Genomic DNA, 20,325 nt, shown 5'->3' with positions numbered 1-20,325 from the left:
TGCGGTCATAACATTTGGTCGTGACCATGGCGACCAGGATTCATGGTATGGCCCGCCGCTCGCAGACTCCTGAACCGATAGGCCAGAAGCCATGCGCTTACAGAGTGGCCGTAGCGTCATGGCAGCGGTGCTTCAACCCCGCTAAAGGCGAGCACCGCCGGCGGCAGTCGCTCGCCGCGGATGGTGATTTGGTCGAGGGCCGTATTCAACTCTTGAAGCTCGTCGGCGCTGAAACTGACCTCTTCCGCACCAATGTTCTGGAGCATGTGCGCCATCTGTGTCGTTCCGGGGATGGGCACGATCCAGGGCGCCTGTGCCATGAGCCACGAAAGCGCGATCTGGGCCAGCGTCGCGTCCTTGCGCTCGGCCCAGTCCTTCACGAGCTGGACGAGCGCCATGTTGTGGGGCAGATTCTCTGGCGAGAATCGGGGCTCGATTTTTCTGATATCGCCCTCTGCGAAGCGCGTGTTTTCGTCGATAGCCCCAGTGAGAAATTGGACCCCAAGCGGACTCCATGGCACGAACCCAATGCCCAGCTCCGCGCACAGGGGGATGACTTCCTCCTCAGGACCGCGCCACAGCATCGAATATTCGTTCTGAACGGCAGCAACGGGCAGCGCGGCGTGCGCGCGACGCAGGGTATCCAGGCCCATCTCAGACAACCCCCAATGCAGCACCTTACCTTCATCCATCAAGTCCTGAACGGCGCCAGCGACATCTTCAATCGGTACCTCCGGGTCGACCCGGTGCTGGTAGAGGAGATCGATCCGATCCGTGCGCAGGCGCTGGAGCATCCCCTCGACAGCCAGTTTGATGTGTTCCGGGCGACTATTGAGCCCTGGTTGCCGCTCGCCAGTTTCGAGATCGATGTTCCAGCCGAACTTGGATGCAATCACGACCTGATCTCGGAACGGCGCGACACCTTCGCCCAAGATACGTTCTACCTCGTGAGGACCGTAGGCCTCGGCCGTATCGTAGAAAGTAACGCCACGATCGAAAGCGGTCCGAATGATATCGATCATCTCAGGACGGTGCGGGATCGTGGTTTGATAAGTGCGACTCATGTTCTGGACGCCGAGCCCGAGACTCGATACCTCCAGCGATCCCAGTCGGCGGCGCCCAATCGCCTCGTTGGTCTGATTGGCGCTGCTGCTGGCGCTTTCGACGCTCGCCTGTACTCCCTCTCTCAACGGGCTGAAGCCCGCCGCAATCCCTGCGGCAGCCAGCGCCACCGATCCCTTTAGTAACTGACGACGACTGCTATCCATGGCTACTCTCCTCGCTTGGCTGTTAATGCGCTTTTTCAATTACGAACGTTGAGGAAGGGGCTCGAACCTGGGTTCATGCTAAAGAGTTCTAGCGTAGAACTCGTTCAGCTTGCCCATTGCGGTATCGACATACTCAGGCATCCAATAGGTTTCGATGTGCGTGGCGTCGTCGATGAGGAACAGTTCCTTGTCCTCAGTGCCAGTGGCCTGGGCGAACGCGTCTTCGGTCATGTAAAGGCTGTCAGCTTCACTGCCTGCAATCATCAGCAGCGGTTGGTCGATCAGTTCGATCTGATCAGTGGCATCCCAGCGCATCAGGTCGAGCAGGCTGCTGGTGGTATACCTGAAGGTCGAGTTGGGGTGCGCATGTGTCCGCCAGTAGTACTCGTAGCCTTGGCGATACAAATCAAACGGCAGCGCTGCGATCTCCTCATCGGTCATATCAGCGTCGCCAGAGTAGAGCACCTCGCCGCCGGCCGCTTCCTGTGCTCGGGCATCCGAAGCCTGCTGCAAACGTTCCTGAATCGTGTCCAACTGGGAGTCCTGGTAGCCATTGCGACGTACCGCCCCTGAGTTGAACATGCTGAGCGTTGCGACAGACTGAAAACGCTTGTCGGTCTGCGCTGCGGCCAGCGTGTATCCGCCACCGCCACAGAGGCCGAGGATACCCAACCGAGCTTGGTCAACGCCCTCATACTGGGTGATGAAGTCAGCCGCACCGTGGATGTCCTCGATACGGTAAACAGGTTTATCGACGTTGCGCGGTTCGCCGCCACTCGCCCCCTGATACGCCGCGTCCATCGCAATCGTGATGTAGCCCTGTTCTGCCAAACGCTGGGCATAGAGGCCCGCAACCTGTTCTTTCACTCCACCGTTGGGGTGTGCCACGACGATGGCGGGGTACTCCTGCTCGGGATCATAGTTCGCCGGCGTATAGACATTGGCCGCAATGTCCAAGCCGTTCAGTTGATAAGTGACCGGGTGAATGTTGACCTGGCCTGTCTCGTTTTCGGTGATTGCACCTTCATAGACCAGGGTAAAAGGGTTCTGCTGAGAGTCCGCCGCGACAGCAGTCGTTATTGATGAAACGCCTAACATCGCACCTGTGACAATCAGTGCGGTGGCGCCGAGAAAATTTTGTCTCTTCAAAGTGACGATTGCGTTGGTCATTTTGCTCTCCATATACGTCTTTACAAACGAATAAAGTAATAGCGTCTTGAGAGAGGGCGCCTGGAACTGTCAGTCCAGGTTTTTCTCCGATAGAAACTGTGAAACCTGGTCGGCGATCTCGACATTATTGAGGTCGGACATCGGAAAGTGCGTGTTGCCCTGAATCCCGATCTCTGGCAAATGCACCAGCTGTGCGTCACCGCCATGGCGATTGATGGCATCCACCCAAAGCCGGGCCATGGCCAGCCGTACCCGCCAGTTGTCCTGTCCGCGTTCAGTAGTGGGTTCGATCGGAAAGTTGTCGCCGTAGTAGATGATGATCGGAATACGGGTGAGTTGCTGGAAATCCACTAACGGCACTGCTTCCGCCTCCAGTACTCCGGCCGCACTGGGCATCTCCGGCGGCACTTCTCCCTCAGGGAAGATAAACCCGCTACCAGGTTCAAAAGCGACGATAGCCTCGACGTTCTGGCTCTTGATCGCGGTCAGCCAGCCAGGTCCACCTGCCTGCGAGTGCGAGAACAAAATGCCAGGGCCCGTCTTATCGAATAGCGCTGCCATGGCATCCGAGATTACGTCGGCATCGTAAGGCCCGGTGTTGGGCGTGACCGAGCGAAAGAACTGTTCCAGCGTCTCGGGGGTGCGGTCGAACTGGACGTTTTCGAAGTAGTCTGGCCACTTGCCGAGCCGAAATTGATCGAAGAAGAGCTGATCCAGAGGTGTCGGTTCGATTGTCTCCGCGACAGTGCTATTGCCCGCTCGACCTCGACGTGGCTGATCGACGAGATAGACTGGAAAGCCCCGGCGCAGGAAAAGGGTTTGAAACCCTTCACGGCCATCTGAGGTGGTTTCCCAACTGCGCCCTGATTGAAAAGCGCCATGCAGCATGATGATAGGTAGCGGTTTGGAGTCCTGCGGGACTTGATAGAAGGCGTAAAGATGATCGCCATGGAAGGTCTGCCCCGCAGCCGTCGGGTTGTTGTTGTCGTAAGTGCCGGGAGTACTCACCAGTTCCCCGCCTGCGGCGAAGCTACCTTGCTCCTGAATCACGAGCAGGTCGTTGGAGCTTGAGCCCTCGGGGAGGGTTGTGCAGGCGGAGAGCGAGGTCAGTGCCGTTAGGGTCAGCAGAGCCTTGGTAATATGCATGTTCAGCCTCCAGACTCCGCGAGTGCCTGATTCAGTGCCTCACTGGCACGGCTAGCGGCATCTTCATCGAAGCGTTCTGCAAGCACCTCGGTGAGCTGACGCAACTGTTCATCCGTCAGACCAACCCGCATGCTGACTCCCATATGCGAACGCAATTGTGCCTCGGCTCCAGGCAATGCAGACAGAACACCCACAGTTCCCAGCTGACGACTCTGCCAATCGAGGTTGTCTCGCTCGAAGAGGGCGCCGAACAGGTGGGTTTGCAGGAACTCGTTGATGATTGGAGCAAATTCGTACACGGGGCCCTCTACCGTCCGGCCAGCCAGTTTGGTCTGATTGGCCGTCCCAGCAGCTCGCAGATCTTCGCCCTGCGGAATCTCACCGCTGGGCTCTCTTCCCGGATCGTCTTCTATGCCTTGCTGTTGGCGATCCTCAACGACGCGAAGCAGTGCATTCAGTGCATTGAGACTGCGCGGGAAGCCGGCATAGGCGTAGAGGTGCACCAGCAGTTCGCGCGCGTCACTCACGCTTAGGCCATCATCCAGTCCCTGGTTCAGGGCCGTTTCGAGGCGCTCGATATCGCCGCTCGCGGCAAGCGCCGTAATCACGGGAATGGCCTGCTGCCGCTCGCTCAACGTTTCGGAGGCTGCGTCAGTATGCATAGCGTCCCGGGAGGCCTGGGTCGAAGATGAAGGTTCGGTAGCCTGGCTCAGTGGCACCCAGAGAACGGCGGATGCGATCAGTGCAATCAATGTGGTTTTCATGTTTTCTCCCTTTACGGATTTTCCGTAGCCTGGTCCGGCTCTTGGTATTCTTCGTCGCTGACCCGTTCCAACCAGTCAACAGCCCTGCTGTCTTGCATGTAAGCCACGGAGATATGCCCCATGCTTGTGGTATCCGTAGCGCCATGCCAGTGATTGACGTTGGGTTCGATCCAGACCACATCACCGGCTCGGATCTCATGCCTCGGCTGACCTTCTTCCTGCACCCAGCCTTTGCCATCGGTCACGATTAGCAGCTGTCCGGCCGGATGCGTATGCCAGGCGCTCCGCGCACCGGGTGCGAAATCGACCTTGCCTACGCTGCCATATTGGGCGCTGTCGCCGGCAACCATTCTATTTACTACGGCATGGCCGGAGAAATTTTCGGCGGGAGCAATGCTGGACGGCGCCGAGCCCGCTGGAGTGACCTGGATACCTTGTGCTTGCGCAGAGGCGGCGCCCATGAGAAGCAGCGATATGCTGGCTGCGATCAGGTGAGTTTTCACTGGAGACTCCTTCTCTGTCATGACGCAGAACATCGTTCGTGCCCATATGAACGCGTGAACGTGCTCGGCCGATTAGTGACCAGAGAAGAGCCTATAGAAGAGGTGTATTCAGAGTAAGCCCATAATCATGCAAGCGCTTTTGAGCTGAGTTCATCAATGCGCCGACTCCGTGCGTCTCCTGCTTTTCACGAAGCTTAACGGGGAAGGGTTGGCGACCGAGTGAGTCAATCCTGATGGCGTAGCGCCTCGACGATGACCGCCAGCGCGCCGGAGGATTGCCGCCGGCTGGGGTAATAGAGGTGATAGCCTGTGTAGGGCTGGCACCAGTCGTCCAGTACGCGGATCAGCCGGCCTTCGGCAATGTGCTCTGTTACTGCATCGTCCGGCACGAAAGCCAAGCCTTGCCCCTCGAGCGCGGCCCGCACGATAGGAGAAACACTGTTGTAAATCCACTGTCCGGTCACGTGTACCTTGAGTTCGCGCTTTCCCTTCTGAAAATCCCATGGCAGCAGACCACCGTGGGTGGGCAGACGCAGGTTGATGCAGTTGTGTTCCGCTAGGTCATTGGGAATTTTGGGCTTTGCCCTGTCAGCAAAGTAAGCGGGGGAACCAACCACGGCGATGCGCATGTCTGGGCTAATGCGCACCGCGATCATGTCCTTGGCCAGTTCGTCGCCCAAGCGCACGCCAGCATCGTATCGCTCGGCAACGATGTCCGAGCGGTTGTAGTCCACAGTGACTTCCACCGTGATGTCGGGGTATTCGGGCAGTATCTTAGACAGTTTGGGCCAAAGGATGGTATTGGCCGCATGTTCAGCGGTGCTGATGCGCACCGTGCCGGCGGGCTTCTTGCGCTGTTGGGCCACGGCCACCAACTCAGCGTCGATCTCTTCGAAGCGAGGCGCAACTTGCTCAAATAAATACACACCCGCTTCCGTGGTGGACACGCTGCGCGTGGTGCGGGTCAGCAGGCGTACATCCATGCGCGACTCCAATGCTCGAACGGCATGGCTGAGCGCGGATGGCGACACGCCCAGCTGCGCAGCGGCGCGAGTGAAGCTGCCCTCGCGAGCCACGTGGATGAAAGCGAGCAAGTCACTGTAACCGTCTCTAGCCATTTTTGAATCCAGCTCAAGTCCGTATGTCGATTACCCTATCTTATCAATGAAGTGCCTTGTCGCTACATTGCTTGTTGCATGCTGGCGAGAGCATCACATCAGCCAATGTTCCCACAAGCAATCTTATTTCGGCTTCGTGTCGCCGCGGTTTTGAAGCTAGCGCACTGACGAAGACGAGTTGGCTCACCCATGTGCGAAAGTTGACAGGTGAGGTACTAGCGATGCTTTCGACATCACCCTGCGACGAGCAGAGTAAACGAACCCCTGTGTCGGCAAGCAAAACAACGGCACAGACGCTCCCGGCGGTCAGCATCCAGTATCCCTGTCTTCATTCAGAGGATCGTTGCAATGATCTACTGAATCATCCGGCCTTCCGAGACTTCAGCCATCGGATGCTGCCATGGGATGGACAAAACTACGACTTGGCGTTGCCGCTCAAGGAGATTGGCCAGCTCCTGCCCTACCACAGCCAAGTGGCACCGGCAGTCGTGATCGCCGCGCTCAACCGCATGGTGCACGATGTGAGCGCCGACCGTACCGTATTTTATGAATTTTACACGGATGCGCAGCTGCAGGCGCAGCCGGCGCTGAAGAACACGGGGCTGTTTTTTTTCCGAGGCAAGCCCGGCGCCCCTTTCGCTGTCATTGCACCGGGGGGCGGGTTCACCTACGTGGCGTCGGTGCATGAAGGCTTTCCCTATGCCGAGGAAATCAGCAAGCAGGGACTCAATGCCTTCGTGCTGACGTATCGGACGGGGCAAGGCGGCAGGATGGCGACAGAGGATCTGGCGGCGGCGATTGCCTACATCGTCGAGAACGCGGATGTCTTACAAGTCGACATGGCAGGCTACTCGCTGTGGGGCAGCTCCGCAGGAGCGAGGATGGCCGCAGCCATCGGCTCGCATGGCACAGCCTGGTTCGGCGCTCCATCCCACCCCAAGCCGTCTGTGGTGATCATGGCCTACACTGGCCACTCGGAAGTCGCCACATCGGAGCCGCCCACGTTCGTGGTCGTGGGTGACGGCGATGGCATCTCGCCGCCTACCGCGATGGAAACGCGCATTGCCGCATTGCGGCGCATCGGAACGCGGGTCGAGTACCACAAGTATTCCGGCGTGGGTCACGGATTCGGCACAGGCCAAGGCACCAGTGCACAGGGCTGGATCGGCCAAGCCATCAGATTCTGGAAAAAGGAAATCGAGATAGCGTCATGAATTCACCAAAATCACCTTCTCGTCGGGCTGTTCTGTCGGCCTCCATGCTGTTGCCGCTGGTGGCCTGGGCGCCATCCGTACTGGCTACATCGGAGACAACGCCACGTCGCGCCGGCGAAACGCTGGTGGCGTATTTTTCGCGTACTGGAAATACCCGTGTGATTGCCGGTCAGATTCACCGTGCTCGGACCACCGATCTTTTTGAAATCAAACCCGCCACCTCGTATCCCGAGGACTACGAACAAACCGTCGCACAAGCGCGGCGTGAACGGGACAGCGGTTTCGAGCCGGCACTTCAGGACAGGGTCTCCAACATGGCAAACTACTCGACCGTATTCCTTGGCTTCCCGATTTGGGGAGGCACCGCACCGCCAATCATCCGCTCCTTCCTCTCCAGCCATGACTTGTCGGGTAAGACCCTGATTCCCTTCATCACCCACGGGGGCTATGGCTTGGGCAACAGTCTCGCCGTAATCGCTGAGCACGCCCCTCGGGCCCGGCTACTCAAAACTGAGCTGTCGATGGAGGCCGATCAGGAGCGGCGGACTCTTAATCGCGTCACGGACTGGCTCAACGAGGTTCCATCGACTGACTGAACTCACATTGACCGGCTCGACCAATCGCTTTGGTAATATTCGATCTGGAAAAGATTTTTACATTTGCAATTCAGCGCTGCGCAACTGATCTTTGTTTGGTATCTGGCAGCGCCTAGCCATGCCACGCCAACGCTCCTAGTCTGACTGTTTCTGTTGGAGCCCCAACTGCAGCGGAGTGGCATGCTATAGGTTGGCTGAACGTCCTCAGCATGGACAGCAATAGCACGAGGATGAGTGGAATCTTATTAGCCTGCTACTAATCATGGGGGGCCTCGTATGGCGTTCTCAGCTGCAGACGTTCTGGATAACAGGAAAAAATGCGTCTACAATCCGTATTGCAGAAATCGCTGCCTGCAACCTGAGGAACCGTTGTGAATCAAGAAGAAATCAGCCGTTTCATCTGCCAGGAACTGCCTCGCCACCACCTGCAGAGCGTGCTTGAGAGCATCGAGGCGGCGTTCAACAAGAGCGATCGTCACCTCAAAGCTACCTATCAGAATGTGCCTTTAGCAGGGCCTGGTCCGCAATCCCACCACTACATGGTGCAGGAGGCGCTGCTGGGGTTGCCAGGGGGGGAGGGCTTCGAGGTGATCAACCGAGCCACACGCCCAGCCGGCGGTTACTACGCGCTTATACGTGCCGGTTTTCTACAGATCACAACCAGCATCGTGACGGTAGACAGGGTTCCTCCAGTCCGGGAGGCCAAGTTTCGGCGCGAACTTCGTGTGGAAAACGAGCGGTTGCAGCAGCAACATCCTGATTTTTTTGCTCCTTTCGTGCCACCCTTCGGTCCAAACGATGACTCGCTTCATGCCTTGTTGTTACCACATTCGGCTAAGTGGACTGAAGGGGATCATAGCAGCCCGTTGGGCTATGTGATCGCTGTTCCTTACAGTGACCATCGGGCACGCTATCACCTGTGGGCAGAGGTAGGTCAGCTCTGGCAGTACTATGATGAGGAAGGGGAGCTTCCTGATGTTGCCTACCCGACCCTGCGTGAGAGGATGCGCCACGCCGAGTCTGAGGACCAAAGCGAAGAAGGTGGAAGCGAGTGACATGAGAACAGGGGTTGAGGGTTTCCAGGGCCAGCGGTTGAGCCAGTTGCGTACGGTCCACAATTTAACCCTATCGGAGCTGGGAGAGCAGGTTGGTCGCTCTTCCAGTACCGTTTCGGCTTGGGAGAAAGGTGCTCAGCTGCCTGAGGTTGAGTCATTTGATCGCCTGTGTCGCGTGTTTAGTGTTTCTCGCATGTGGTTTTTGAGGCCAGTGCCCACTGCAGTTGAAGAGAAACAGCGCCCTTACTTTTTTCGTAACCAAGCGGCTGCTTACAAACAGGCGCGCGAAAGGTCTCAGCTATATTTGGCCTGGCTTCAAGAGATCTCTGACTTCTTTCAAGATGCGATGGACTGGCCTGAAGTCAATGTGCCAATACTAGATACCGACGATTGCCGGCTGATTAGCGATGAGGATATTGAGGAAATCGCGCGGGAGTGTCGCGAGACTTGGAAGCTCGGTACGGCTCCTATCCCGAATGTCATCCAGGTGATGGAGAATGCGGGTATTATTTGCACCCGTGCAACCCTGGGGCACGTCAAGATGGACGGTGTTTCCCATGTATCAATTCTGGATGATCGTCCGTATGTTCTTATCGCTGAAGACAAAGCGAATGCGATTCGCAACCGCTTTGACGCAGCGCATGAGCTTGGACATGTCGTTCTTCACTCCAGAATACCGGCTTCCCAATATACGAAAAACGAGCTGTATGATCTTTTAGAAGCTCAGGCTCACCGCTTTGCTAGTGCCTTTTTGATGCCGCCTGAAAGCTTCTCCCAAGAGGTGGTGTGGCCAACGCTTGATAACCTGCTTTCACTGAAGCCTCGCTGGAAAGTCTCTGTGGCAGCGATGATTGTACGCTGCCGTGATTTATCGCTTCTTTCTGACCAGCTGGAATTAAGGCTATGGAAAGGGCGTTCGGCACGCAAATGGACGAAAGGCGAGCCAGGCGATGATGCTTTTGAGTTTGAACAGCCCAAGCTGATGATGCGTGGTGCTCACCTGTTGGTCGATAATGGCATTTTTGATCGTGCTGAGCTGGTGCATCAGATTGGGCTATCACCCGAAACTATTGAGATGCTTTGCAACCTGCGCCCGGGTTACCTGAGCGCGCAGCCTGAGGCTGGAGGTAACGTTGTGCCTCTCAAGCTCAAGCACAATGCCGGGAGGTCGGGTCGAGCTACCCGAGCGGATGTTCTGCCATTTCAGAAATAGCGCGGTGATAATGTTGAAAATGCCAGTGAAAGGAAATGCCTGGTCGAGGAAAAACTAATGGCGAACGGGAAAGTGTTAAGGCAGTTGATTCGAGCCGGGGCCAGTGGAGACTCTGCTGCATTTCGTCATGCTTCAGAAACTATTATTCAGGATGAACGGCAGAAGCAGCACCATCTGTTAGCTAACGACCTTGAGAAAATTCTGTACGGCGATAATTTAAAGCCTGCAAAATGGAACGGGCGTAGTGCTTTACCACAGCCTCCCACTGACAAAGAGCGTGGTTTACCTCTGCTGGATATACGCCAAGCGCAACGACCCTTGGAAGAGATTGTATTACCAGATAAAAGCTTGGCAGCTATAGAAGAGTTGCTGGAAGAACACAGGCGTGCAGATGTTCTTAAAAGTTACGGTATGAAGCCGTCAGGCAAAGCTATTTTGTTTGGCCCTCCAGGATGTGGAAAAACCCTAGCTGCAGAGGTGATCGCTTTTGAGTTGGATCTTCCACTAGCTATAGTACGCCTTGATGCTCTAGTTTCTTCTTTTCTTGGAGAAACTGCTGCAAACCTTCGTAAGGTGTTTGATTTTATTGCAAATCAACCAATGGTGGTTTTGTTTGATGAATTTGATGCCATTGGTAAAGCGCGGGATGATTCAGCCGAGCACGGTGAGTTGCGTCGAGTAGTTAACGCTGTACTACAAATGATGGATGCTTACCAAGGAAGAAGCCTTATCTTGGCAGCTACTAACCATGAGAGGATTCTTGATACTGCGATCTGGCGTAGATTCGATGAAAGCATTGATTTTCCGCTTCCCAGTGAACAACAAATTCAGCAGGTTCTTTTGCTTAAGCTTCGGGGAGTCCGGCGGCAGTTTGAGTTGGACGATAAAGCATTAATAGAAATATTTGTCAATTGTAGTGGCGCTGACATCGAACGCATTGTGCGAAGAGCTGTTAAGCGTATGATTCTTCGTAGTCAAGAGTTTATTACTATTAAAGACATTAAGCAGGCTGCTTTGCGCGAGCGAGTGAAATAAGAAGGGTTGGCTATTATGGATTATGAGCATCTGTTTATAGAAAGGGAGCTTCTGAAAAACGAAAGAAGAACAAGAAGAATGAATATTCCAAGGCCAGATCGCGGCGACCTTAGAGATCACGGTCAGCGCTTGTTGACCAGCTTGAATCATTCTATTGAATATGCAAGAAGGCAGCCTTCATCTAGGCCTGGTAATTTTGTTTTTAAGATCCGATATACAGGACCGCTAGATATTAATCATCTGCAAAAGCACGGCGTTCAATTTGTCAGTCAGGAAGATGGTGAGTTATGTGTTGTTTTTGCGGATGAAGCCGGTTTGGCAATTTTTTCAGATCATCTACAAAAACTTGGGATAGATGAGGAGGAGCTCACATATAAGCAAATCCTAGAGGCTATCGAAGGGGTCGAAAATTGGACAGCTGAAGATAGAAAAAGCTGGGTTGTTAATAAAGAAGGTTTTCCAGACCAAGTATCATTTGTCGTTGATGTGGAACTTTGGCCAATAAATGTTGCTCACCATCCTGGTAGGCTAAATATCTGCCAGACTTTCGAGCGATGGTTAGCTGAAAACGATATTTCACGTAAGGATAAGCTGAATCTCGACAGCTTGGTTATGTATCGTTTAGAGGTGACCGAGGAGCAAGCAAACTTACTGCTCGAACATGGTGACGTTAGGCTATTGGATTTGCCACCTAGAAGTGGCATTCAATACCATCAGCTCAATGTTAACCTTGAAAATCTGCCTCTTGATATTCCTGCTCCGCCTGAAAATGCAGCCAGGATCTGTGTTCTTGATAGTGGCATCGCGACAAACCATCCACTAATAGCCCCAGCGATGGCTGAGAGTGAATCGTTTGTTAAGGGGGAAGATGAGTTTGATGGTGCTGGTCACGGCACAGCAGTAGCAGGAATAGCTCTTTATGGTGATATCGAAGCGTGCAAAGCCTCGAACTATTGGAAGCCAGAGCTTCTTATTTTTAATGGTAAGGTCTTGGACGAAAATTGCGAATTCGATATAGGGACAATAGAAAAAACTTTATTGGATGCTGTTTCTTATTTTGTAGATGAGCATGGGTGCAGGATATTTAATCTATCGATAGGGAATAAAAATTCTCCGTATGATAGTCGTCATATCCGGGGCATAGCTTATGTGTTGGATAAGCTATCAAGAGAGTATGATGTGCTTTTTGTTGTTTCGGCTGGAAACTTTACAGGGTCGGTAAATCCTGAGGTCCCCAAGAATAGTTGGCGTGAGGAATACCCGGAGTATTTGTTATGTGAGCAAAGTGTTATTTTTGATCCTGCTCCTGCCTTGCATGCAATTACTGTAGGGAGTATAGCAAGGCATAATGCTACATTTGATGCTCAGCGCTACCCTGAAATTAATCAGCTTGCACCTGCATCTGAAAACCAGCCTTCACCGTTCACCTGTCATGGTCCATCTGTTAAAGGTGCAATAAAGCCTGAGTTGGTCGCAGTTGGTGGTAACTACGCCTCTCCTGTGAGAACAGAGGCTGAATATAATGCTGTTGCGCGTGGCATGGGGGTGTTGACTTGTAATAATAAATTTGTTGGTGACGCTCTTTTATGTGAAGTGTCTGGGACAAGCTATGCAGCTCCATATGTGACCCATTTGGCCGGGCGCTTGCTGAACAATTATCCCAAAGCATCTTCAAATTTGTTGAGAGCGTTGATTGTAAATCACGCTAATATGCCGAGAGAGATTAAGGATACTTTCTCTGAGGAGGCTAAAGAGGCTTATAAGAGGGCAACTGGCCGCGAGGCATATCGAGATACAGCTGGCTATGGCTTTGTGGATGAAAGTGAGCTATTTCGTTCATCTGAGACGGCTGTTGTGCTTATGGCGGAGGAAAAGATCGAAAATAATGTTCACCATTTTTTTGAGCTTCCTCTCCCTGAAGAATTTTTAAGGCCTCAGCGAGCTACTCGAGAGATTCGCGTTGCTCTCGCCTATTCTCCTGCGGTCAAAACTACTCGAATTGACTATATGGCCACGAAGATCCATTATAGGTTGGTCAAAGACTCATCTTTAGATAATGTTCAAAGGTTCTTTAATCACAATACCCAAGATGAAAACAAGTCAAGGGGTGATGATTCTGTGAGCAATAGGGATATCTCTGCTGATTTGAGAGGGAGAGGATCTGTTCAGTGCTCTAAATGGACAATTCGTCAACCTAACCCAGCTGAAAAATGGTTTGTAGTCGTTACCCGACAAGATAAGGATTGGGGTGAGGCGATTAGCTTAGAGCAAGAGCCATACTCGCTTGTGGTTACAGTTACTGACCGTGAAAACGAAAACGCTCAGTTATATACACAAATTTCACAGCGGATCGAGCAACAGGCTCAACAGAGGGCTAGAGCGCAGGGAAGAGCTAGGGTCTAGTAATCGGATTAATGAAAAACTATGCTCGGTGATTATCTATAACGGGTTTTTTAGCAATGTCATGGTGAAATGTGTGCTCGGCGGTAACATGCCCGCCAAAATGGTAGGCAATGTGGAACCGAGCTCCTTTTATCAGAAGCAAGTCGAAGGCCGACCAAGAAGGGCCTTTAGGAGCTCTTATCTCTGTGGCTCCGTAGAGGCACATTACTCACCCAGCGTCCTCTGGGATCTCGCATTATCATGTTATCGGCCATGGCTGATCCCTCCCATTTCATTAGAGGTTAGGGACTACGATGAAAAGCTTCTGTCTACGCAGCGGACGATCGTCCGCTGTGAGGGCAGACCCAATCTGGTCGCGGTTTGGTTGCTGATTGGGTGCTACCCGTGTTAAGCATGTACTACATGGAAATCTCCAATTATCTGAAATTAAAGGATTATGCGCTGCAGGCGCGCTCCTCAGAAATGGCTTGGTTGCACTCATAATCCCTTGGTCGCTGGTTCGAGTCCAGATGGGGCGATGGGGCCACTACGTCAATAGCTCCCCATATCCTTTTAAAAGCGGTGCCGGGCATCCCACCCGGCACCGCTTGTGCCGCCTACCCCGATCAGAACGCCAGTCCGAGCGCGAAGCCACCAAGCAAATAGCAGAACAGGGTAATCAAGACGATACCGATGACGTTGAGCACGATCCCGCCGCGGGCCATCTGCCCGATGGTGACCGCGCCGGTGCCGAACACGATGGCGTTCGGCGGCGTACCCACTGGCAGCATGAAGGCGCAGGTCGCGGCAAAGGCCGCCGGGATGAGCAGCGTCATCGGGTCGGCGCCAATGCCGAGCGCCACGCCCCCGAGCACGGGGATGAAGGTCGCGGCGGTGGCGGTGTTGCTGGTCACCTCGGTCAGGAACAGGATGATGGTGGCGACGGCGGCGACGAGCAGGATGATAGGCAGCATGCCGAGGCCCGAAACCTGCTGGCCGAACCAGCTATCGAGGCCGGAGGCAGCAACGGCGCCGGCAAGGCTCAGGCCGCCGCCGAACAGCAGCAGTACGCCCCACGGCAGCCCGTCCTCGGCATCCTGCCAGGTCAGTACCATCTCGCTCCGGCCCCTCCCGGGCAGGATGAACATCGCGATGCCGGCGGCGACGGCGATGGCGGTGTCGTTGAGCTCGCCCAGCGGCCCCAGCCGCTCACCCAACCAGGGGAGGTTGCCGAGCAGCCCGGGCACCACCCACAGAAACGCCGCCGAGAGAAACACCAGCATCACCATCTTCTCGCCCTGGCTGAACGGGCCAAGCTTGTGGATCTCGCCGGCGATCATCTCCTTGCCGCCGGGAATCTCATCGACCTTGAAGGGGTAGAGCACCCGGGTCATCATCACCCAGCCGATCAGGATGAAGGTGAAGGCCAGCGGCACGCCGAGCATCATCCACTCGAGAAAGCCGATATTGCGGCCCAGTTCGTCGGCGGCGTAGCCGGCGACGATGGCATTGGGCGGGCTGCCGAGCAGGGTGCCGAGGCCGCCCATGCTTGCCGACCAGGCGATCGCCAGGAGCAGGCAGAGGCCGAACCGCTTGATGTTGTCATCGAAGATGAAGTCCACATGACCGGCCCGGTGGTGGTCGTGTTCGTTGCCCGCGGGGTCGTGCCCAGGGGCGGCCTCGTTGAGGGATTCGCCGCTACGCTCCGCGACCAGGGCCAGCACGGAGAGACCGATCGGCAGCATCATCAGCGTCGTGGCGGTATTCGAGACCCACATCGACAGAAAGCCGGTGGCGAGCATCATGCCGAGCACGATGCGCTTCGGTTCGACCCCGACCCGTGCCAGTGTCATCAGCGCGATGCGGCGGTGCAGGTTCCATTTCTCCATGGCGATGGCGATCAAGAAGCCGCCAAGGAAGAGAAACACGATGGGACTGGCGTAGGGCGCCGTGGCCTGGCCGACGGTGCGCTCGGTGAGCATCGGGATCAGCACGATCGGCAGCAGTGACGTGGCCGAGAGCGGGATGGCCTCTGTCATCCACCACACCGCCATCAGGGTGCCGATCGCGGCGACCCAGCGCGCGTCCGACGACAATCCCTCTGCCTGGCCCATGGCGAGCCAGACCAGCAGCGCCATGAACAACCCGAAGCCGCGCAGGCCCCATATCATGCTGGCGGATCGTCCACTGGGTGAATCATCGAGCCCTGGTTGCTGGTGAGGTTGTTCACTCATCGTTCTCTCCTCTTCCTTGCCTGTCTCCTGTCATGCTCAGGAGCCCAGCGTCAGTGGCTGAGGTTGCGGGAGTCACGGTACCTGTTCAGCCGGACTCAGCGCGATGGCGCTACAGGCAATATAGACAATAACGATGAATGCCAGCGCCTCAGCCTCTGGCGGATACTGCGGTTTCCACTTTCGCCCGATCGCGGGCGAGCTCCTCGCGCAGGCTGCGTGCCCGGTAGTAGAAGGTCACGCAGGTCGAGGTGATGACGATGAACAGCGAGTACATCACTGGGATCAGCAGCATCTGCTGCTGGGTCTCGCCGGCGAAGGAGAGGGTGATGATCAACACCGCCAGCGGCCCGTTCTGTATGCCGGTCTCGAGCGACACGGTGCGCGCCTTGAGCGGGTTGAGGCGGGCGGCACGGCTGAACCAGTAGCCGATCAGGAAGCCGCACAGGCCGAGACCGATGGCCGCCAGGTAGATCTCGGGGCCGGTGGTCATCAACAGTTGCCAGTTGCGCGGCACCCAGGTCGCGATCAAAAAGACGATCACCACCACGCCGAGGATGCCGCCCATCAGCTCGGTGCAGGCACCGAGGTTGGCGTTGCGCCGACGCAGCCACATGCCGAACAGGGTCGGCACCAGCAGCACGCCGAGCACCGCGACGATATTGCCCGAGGGGATCCGGAAGGCGGCGTCGATGCCGGTGGTGTAGATGGTCAGCACCAGCGGCACCATGACCACCGCCAGCAGGGTCGAGCAGACCGTCATCAGGATGGAGAGGCCGAGCAGGCTCCTCGAGAAGTAGGCGAAGATATTGGAGGTGGTGCCACCGGGCACGCAGCCCATCAAAATCAGGCTGACCGCCTGGATGGGCGGCAGCTGCAGGGCGCGACCGATCAGGAAGGCGATCAGCGGCATGAACAGGTACTGCGAGGCGAAGCCGATGCCGATCGCCTGGGGGTGGCGCATGGCGATGCGAAAGTCCTTGAAGGTCAGCGATGACCCCATGCCCAGCATGATCACGGCCATCATGATGGCCAGCAGGGTTTCCTCGAGTGGGCTCAGCATGGGCGGCTCCCGTCGGTGGCGGCTTGCGGATGATCCTTGAGGTACTCGGCGCGCAGGTCCTTGCGCAGCACCTTGCCGATGGGGCTCTTGGGCAGGTCGTCGACGAACTCGATCTGCTTGGGCACCTTGTAGCGGGCTAGGTGCTGGCGACAGTGGGCCTTTACCGCCTCGGGCGCGAGCTCGCCCCGGGTGACGATATAGGCGCGCACGGCTTCGCCGCTGTCGGCATCGGGCACGCCGATCACGCCCACCTCGTGCACGGCGTCGAGCAGGGCGATACAGTCCTCCACCTCGTTGGGGTAGACGTTGAAGCCGCTTACCAGGATCAGGTCCTTCTTGCGGTCGACGATGCGCAGGTAGCCGTCCTCGTCCATGGCGGCCACGTCGCCGGTATGTAGCCAGCCGTCGCGCAGGGTCTCGGCAGTGGCCTCGGGCTGCTGCCAGTAGCCCTGCATCACCTGGGGCCCGCGGGCGGTGAGTTCCCCCGGCTCGCCTTGGGCCACCGGCGCGCCGTCGTCATCGACCAGGCGGATCTCGGTGCCCGGCACCGGGATGCCGATGCTGCCCGGCTTGCGCGTCCCCACCAGCGGATTGAAGCTGATTGCTGGCGAGCTCTCGGTGAGGCCGTAGCCCTCCACCAAGGGGGTACCGGTGACCGTCTCCCAGCGTTCGGCCACGGCGGCATGCAGGGCCGTGCCGCCGGCTGCCGCGGCGCGTAGCCTGCGCGGCGGGTAGAGGCTGAACCACTCCTCGTTGAGCAGCGCATTGAAGAGGGTGTTGACCCCGCTGATCCAGCTGATCGGGTAGTTCTCGATGGCCCGCTGCAGGTTCTGGATCGGCCGCGGGTTGGGCACCAGGACGTTGTGGGCGCCGTGCTTGAAGAAGGCCAGCAGGTTCACCGAGAAGGCGAAGATATGATAGAGCGGCAGGGCGGTAAGCACGCACTCCTCGCCGTCGCCGATATGCGAGCCGGCCATGGCCTCGATCTGGGCCACATTGGCGAGCAGGTTGCCATGGCTGAGCATGGCGCCCTTGGCCACGCCGGTGGTGCCGCCGGTGTACTGCAGGGCGGCCAGGCTCTCCGGGCCCAGGTCGCGCCAGTAGCCGGTCACGTCGACGCTGCGGGCCTGGCGCAAGCGGCGGCCTTCGGCCAGCGCCTGGCCCATGGCAAGCGCTGCCACGGGCCAGGGCGGAATCACCCGATTCCAGTGCTTGAGCACCGCCTGCACCACCTGGCGCACCACCGGCGGGAAGAACTGCGCCAGGCTCGCCACCACCACTTGGCGGATACTGGTATGTGGCAGCACCTCGGGTAGCTTGTCGACGAACATGTCGACGATGACCAGCGCCTCGGCGCCGCTGTCGCGGAACTGGTGGGTCATCTCCGTAGCGGTGTAGAGCGGGTTGGTGTTCACCAGTACGCAGCCGGCCTTGAGGATGCCGAAGACCGCTACCGGATAGCTCAGGCAGTTGGGCAGTTGCACCGCAACGCGGCTGCCGGGAGCAAGTCCCAGCCCCTCGCGCAGGTAGACGGCGAAGGCGTCGGAGGCCTCGTCGACTTGGGCATAACTCAGCGCGCCGTTCATGCCGTTGGGCATGCAGCTGGTGAAGGCTTTATGACTAGCGAAGCGCTCGGCGCTGGCGCTGATCAGCGCGGCCAGGCTGGGCTGCGGCGAGGGCGGGAGCTCGGCCGGGATCGAACCATAGTGGCGAACCCAGGGGCGCTCTTGGGGGACGCTCGGCGGTGACTCCATGCGGTTCCTTACGAAGCTGGGTTATCGTTGTCCTTATATCCTCCCTTATAAGCGGTAAGTGGCCGTTATTGCACCCCCTTTCGCATCATCTCTGGCGATAGATCGACCACTACCGGGTCATGGTCCGAGGAGCGGAAGGCGTCGGGCTGGAAGTGGGGCAGTGCGCTGTCCGGGCCATCGTAGCCGAGGAAGGGCGGCTCATCGGCGTTGATCGGCCACGGCCGCACCGTCGTCACGGCGGCGGCCAGTGCGGGGTTGGCCAGGGCATGGTCGAGGTAGCCCGACTCGCCGCGGAACACATAGGTGTAGCGGCGCTCGGCGGGAAGCTCCCGGGCGAGCAGGTCGATCAGGCCTGCGTCGGTCAGGGTACGAATCGGGTCCTCGGCGCCGTAGGCATTGAGGTCGCCGATCAGCAGCAGTCGTTCGCTCTGCTTTGCGGCGAGGCGCTCGAGGAAGGCGTTCATGGCGTGAGCCTGCGCCACCCGGCGCTGGTTCCAGCAGCCCTGGCCGCGGTCGATGTCGCCGCTGGGTGGGCAGCCGGTCTTGGCCTTGAAGTGGGCGCTCACCACGCCGAAAGCGGGGCCGTCCTGACGGTCGCGGAAGAACGCCGCCAGCGGTGGGCGGTGGTGCACGCGGTCATTGTCGGCATACAGCTCACTGACGGCCTGCACCCGGTCCGGCCGGTAAATCAGGGCCAGCTTGATGGCGTCAGAGCCGCGGTTGGCGCTGCCGCCCACGGCGCGGTAGCGAACCCCGGTGCGCTCGCTGAGCTGCTCGACCAGGTCGCGCAAGGCCCCGGGGGTATTCTCCACCTCCACCAGGGCCAGGATGTCGGCGTTGAGGCCGGCGACCGCCGCGGCCAGCTTGGCGCGCTGGCGCTCCAGTTCCACGGCGTTGGCCGCACCGCGCTGGCCCAGGGTGGTGAAGTAGTTCTCGACGTTGAAGGCCGCCACCCGCAGTTGCTCCCCCGGCTCATCGAGCGGTTCCGGGCGTGGGTTGGCATCGCTGAAGCGCGGCTCGCGGATGGGGTGGAGGCGGTGGGCGTCGAAGGCGTGGGTGAGGATGCCCGTGAGCCCCGCCACCCGGCTGCCGACGCGGCGCGTGCCCTCGTCGTTGAGATAAGGAATGGGGCTCGGTGAGGTCCGATAGCTGCCGTCGTCGAGCATCAGGACGGCGCGCTCCTGCTCATCTTCGGGCGCGTTGGTGGGCCGGAACAGCCGCTCGTTGGCCAGTCGCAGGCTGCCGTAGCGGGCCAGCTCGTAGTTGCCGGTCACGGTGAGCGGCTCGCTAAACCTCACCAGCCGCCCCTCCAGGCGCGTCAGGGTGTCCTCATCCTGAGGCCATGTCAGTTCCTTTGGCGGCGGTAGCCGGCTGCGACCGCACACCTCGATGCGCTCGACCCGCTGCAGCTGAACCTGACCGCGATATTCGCCAGTGCGGGCGTGGAGCTGGACGTGCTGGCCGGGAGCGATACGCTCGGCATCGGCTTCGCTGGCCGCCGGCATATAGACGAAGAGCCCCACCGGGCCCTGCTCGGTGGTTTGCTGCAGATAGAAGCCATCCAGGTGGTCGCGACCCAGGAAGGCGCCCGTCACCACGCCGTCGGCGACGACCGCCTGGCCCTCAGCCAGGGCCGCCTCCTCGCCCGCGCCCTTGATGGCGGCGAAGTCGGCGCTGGAGTCAGTCGGGCAGTCGGCCGCTACCGGCGCGGCCACCAGCGCCAGGGCCAACAGGCCCGCTAGGGAGCGACTTGCGACGAAGCGGCGCGTGGGAGAGGGGATCATGGCGGCTCCGGCAGAGGTGGCGACGTTAC

Annotated in this window: 16 protein-coding genes; 6 read left to right on the top strand and 10 right to left on the bottom strand. The window is 57.9% G+C overall.

All coding sequences use genetic code 11. The annotated features are described in order from the left end of the window. Nucleotides 1-116: 116 nt before the first annotated feature. The 6 genes from BLT16_RS13755 to BLT16_RS13730 all read right to left on the bottom strand — a co-directional run bounded on the left by BLT16_RS13755 (nucleotide 117) and on the right by BLT16_RS13730 (nucleotide 5,969). Entirely contained in the window at nucleotides 117-1,268 is a 1,152-nt protein-coding gene (locus BLT16_RS13755; protein ID WP_089659079.1) for an aldo/keto reductase, read from the bottom strand. A gap of 78 nt (nucleotides 1,269-1,346) precedes the next feature. Next, nucleotides 1,347-2,438, bottom strand: coding sequence for an alpha/beta hydrolase (locus tag BLT16_RS13750; protein WP_089659078.1), 1,092 nt, complete (start codon nucleotides 2,436-2,438; stop codon nucleotides 1,347-1,349). Between the two features lie 69 nt (nucleotides 2,439-2,507). Then, nucleotides 2,508-3,584: an alpha/beta hydrolase gene (locus BLT16_RS13745; RefSeq protein ID WP_089659077.1), complete on the bottom strand. Its 1,077-nt coding sequence runs from the start codon at nucleotides 3,582-3,584 to the stop codon at nucleotides 2,508-2,510. Nucleotides 3,585-3,586: 2 nt separating this feature from the next. After that, complete coding sequence (locus BLT16_RS13740) at nucleotides 3,587-4,348, bottom strand: carboxymuconolactone decarboxylase family protein (protein ID WP_218124453.1); 762 nt, start codon at nucleotides 4,346-4,348, stop codon at nucleotides 3,587-3,589. Between the two features lie 11 nt (nucleotides 4,349-4,359). Further along, nucleotides 4,360-4,851, bottom strand: coding sequence for a (R)-mandelonitrile lyase (locus BLT16_RS13735; protein ID WP_089659076.1), 492 nt, complete (start codon nucleotides 4,849-4,851; stop codon nucleotides 4,360-4,362). A 224-nt stretch (nucleotides 4,852-5,075) separates the two neighbouring features. Next, on the bottom strand, nucleotides 5,076-5,969 hold the full coding sequence (locus BLT16_RS13730) for a LysR family transcriptional regulator (RefSeq protein ID WP_089659075.1): 894 nt from the start codon (nucleotides 5,967-5,969) through the stop codon (nucleotides 5,076-5,078). Between the two features lie 266 nt (nucleotides 5,970-6,235). Here BLT16_RS13730 and BLT16_RS13725 point away from each other — a divergent pair, with 266 nt between their 5' ends. From BLT16_RS13725 to BLT16_RS13705, 6 genes are all read left to right on the top strand, one after another. Then, nucleotides 6,236-7,183, top strand: coding sequence for an alpha/beta hydrolase (locus BLT16_RS13725; RefSeq protein ID WP_218124452.1), 948 nt, complete (start codon nucleotides 6,236-6,238; stop codon nucleotides 7,181-7,183). Beyond that, nucleotides 7,180-7,779 (top strand): flavodoxin, encoded by a 600-nt coding sequence (locus BLT16_RS13720; protein WP_089659073.1) that lies wholly within the window; start codon nucleotides 7,180-7,182, stop codon nucleotides 7,777-7,779. Before BLT16_RS13725 ends, BLT16_RS13720 begins: the two co-directional genes overlap by 4 nt. Before the next feature lie 371 nt (nucleotides 7,780-8,150). Next, nucleotides 8,151-8,834, top strand: coding sequence for a hypothetical protein (locus tag BLT16_RS20670; RefSeq protein WP_143025074.1), 684 nt, complete (start codon nucleotides 8,151-8,153; stop codon nucleotides 8,832-8,834). Nucleotide 8,835: 1 nt separating this feature from the next. Next, nucleotides 8,836-10,047: a helix-turn-helix domain-containing protein gene (locus BLT16_RS13715; RefSeq protein WP_176817237.1), complete on the top strand. Its 1,212-nt coding sequence runs from the start codon at nucleotides 8,836-8,838 to the stop codon at nucleotides 10,045-10,047. Between the two features lie 57 nt (nucleotides 10,048-10,104). Then, complete coding sequence (locus BLT16_RS13710; RefSeq protein ID WP_089659071.1) at nucleotides 10,105-11,082, top strand: AAA family ATPase; 978 nt, start codon at nucleotides 10,105-10,107, stop codon at nucleotides 11,080-11,082. A gap of 15 nt (nucleotides 11,083-11,097) precedes the next feature. After that, nucleotides 11,098-13,485 (top strand): S8 family peptidase, encoded by a 2,388-nt coding sequence (locus BLT16_RS13705; protein WP_176817236.1) that lies wholly within the window; start codon nucleotides 11,098-11,100, stop codon nucleotides 13,483-13,485. Nucleotides 13,486-14,090: 605 nt separating this feature from the next. Here BLT16_RS13705 and BLT16_RS13700 read toward each other — a convergent pair. From BLT16_RS13700 to BLT16_RS13685, 4 genes are all read right to left on the bottom strand, one after another. Then, the gene (locus tag BLT16_RS13700; protein WP_089659070.1) at nucleotides 14,091-15,698 is read right to left on the bottom strand and encodes an SLC13 family permease; all 1,608 of its coding nucleotides are present in this window, start codon (nucleotides 15,696-15,698) and stop codon (nucleotides 14,091-14,093) included. A 148-nt stretch (nucleotides 15,699-15,846) separates the two neighbouring features. Then, a complete protein-coding gene (locus BLT16_RS13695; RefSeq protein ID WP_089659069.1) occupies nucleotides 15,847-16,758 on the bottom strand; it encodes a bile acid:sodium symporter family protein in 912 nt (303 codons plus the stop codon). After that, entirely contained in the window at nucleotides 16,752-18,512 is a 1,761-nt protein-coding gene (locus tag BLT16_RS13690; protein ID WP_089659068.1) for an AMP-binding protein, read from the bottom strand. The genes BLT16_RS13695 and BLT16_RS13690 overlap by 7 nt, the downstream gene beginning before the upstream one ends. 65 nt (nucleotides 18,513-18,577) lie before the next feature. After that, nucleotides 18,578-20,296 (bottom strand): ExeM/NucH family extracellular endonuclease, encoded by a 1,719-nt coding sequence (locus BLT16_RS13685; RefSeq protein WP_089659067.1) that lies wholly within the window; start codon nucleotides 20,294-20,296, stop codon nucleotides 18,578-18,580. Nucleotides 20,297-20,325: the final 29 nt, after the last annotated feature.

The sequence above is a fragment of the Franzmannia pantelleriensis genome, from assembly GCF_900102875.1.
GTDB lineage: Bacteria > Pseudomonadota > Gammaproteobacteria > Pseudomonadales > Halomonadaceae > Franzmannia > Franzmannia pantelleriensis.
This window is presented reverse-complemented; position numbering and strand designations above follow the sequence as displayed.

Excerpts from the sequence above, each read along its gene's own strand:
- BLT16_RS13755 (WP_089659079.1), bottom strand. The coding sequence starts at position 1,268 with ATGGATAGCAGTCGTCGTCAGTTACTAAAGGGATCGGTGGCGCTGGCT.
- BLT16_RS13750 (WP_089659078.1), bottom strand. The coding sequence starts at position 2,438 with ATGACCAACGCAATCGTCACTTTGAAGAGACAAAATTTTCTCGGCGCC.
- BLT16_RS13745 (WP_089659077.1), bottom strand. The coding sequence starts at position 3,584 with ATGCATATTACCAAGGCTCTGCTGACCCTAACGGCACTGACCTCGCTC.
- BLT16_RS13740 (WP_218124453.1), bottom strand. The coding sequence starts at position 4,348 with ATGAAAACCACATTGATTGCACTGATCGCATCCGCCGTTCTCTGGGTG.
- BLT16_RS13730 (WP_089659075.1), bottom strand. The coding sequence starts at position 5,969 with ATGGCTAGAGACGGTTACAGTGACTTGCTCGCTTTCATCCACGTGGCT.
- BLT16_RS13720 (WP_089659073.1), top strand. The coding sequence starts at position 7,180 with ATGAATTCACCAAAATCACCTTCTCGTCGGGCTGTTCTGTCGGCCTCC.
- BLT16_RS13715 (WP_176817237.1), top strand. The coding sequence starts at position 8,836 with ATGAGAACAGGGGTTGAGGGTTTCCAGGGCCAGCGGTTGAGCCAGTTG.
- BLT16_RS13710 (WP_089659071.1), top strand. The coding sequence starts at position 10,105 with ATGGCGAACGGGAAAGTGTTAAGGCAGTTGATTCGAGCCGGGGCCAGT.
- BLT16_RS13705 (WP_176817236.1), top strand. The coding sequence starts at position 11,098 with ATGGATTATGAGCATCTGTTTATAGAAAGGGAGCTTCTGAAAAACGAA.
- BLT16_RS13700 (WP_089659070.1), bottom strand. The coding sequence starts at position 15,698 with ATGAGTGAACAACCTCACCAGCAACCAGGGCTCGATGATTCACCCAGT.
- BLT16_RS13695 (WP_089659069.1), bottom strand. The coding sequence starts at position 16,758 with ATGCTGAGCCCACTCGAGGAAACCCTGCTGGCCATCATGATGGCCGTG.
- BLT16_RS13690 (WP_089659068.1), bottom strand. The coding sequence starts at position 18,512 with ATGGAGTCACCGCCGAGCGTCCCCCAAGAGCGCCCCTGGGTTCGCCAC.
- BLT16_RS13685 (WP_089659067.1), bottom strand. The coding sequence starts at position 20,296 with ATGATCCCCTCTCCCACGCGCCGCTTCGTCGCAAGTCGCTCCCTAGCG.